General features: G+C 56.4%; 1 protein-coding gene. It reads right to left on the bottom strand.

The window, feature by feature from the left end; translation table 11 throughout:
• The coding region (locus NR073_RS11080) for a hypothetical protein (protein WP_256748849.1) at positions 1-273 on the bottom strand (273 nt) is incomplete at its 3' end.
• Positions 274-342: the final 69 nt, after the last annotated feature.

Raw genomic sequence — 342 nt, 5'->3', positions numbered from 1 at the left:
TGATCTGGCGTTCGCCGCCGGAGGAGCCGCTTCTCCCTTCCTCCTCGGCGCCTTCTCCTCCCCCTTCCTCTCCTCCTCTCTCTCTTTCCCCTCCTCCTCTTTCCTCTCCTCCCTTCTCCTCTCTTCCCTCTTCCTCTTCTCCCCTTTTTCCCTTTCCCTTTTCCCTCTTCTCTCTTCCCCCCCCTTTTCTTTTCTCTCCCCTCTTCTCCCTCCCCTTCCCTTCCTCTCCTTCCTTCCTTTCTCCTCCTCCTTTTTTCTCTTTTTTTTTATCATCTACCGTCATAGTCGCGGGATTGCATGGAGGGATCTGCCCGAGGTCTACGGGCCCTGGCAGACCGTGTG

The organism is Micrococcus sp. Mcc28, assembly GCF_024519775.1.
In the GTDB taxonomy this organism is placed as follows: Bacteria; Actinomycetota; Actinomycetes; order Actinomycetales; family Micrococcaceae; genus Micrococcus; species Micrococcus luteus.
Note: the sequence above shows the minus strand (reverse complement) of the source record. Positions and strands in the feature narration are given on the sequence as shown.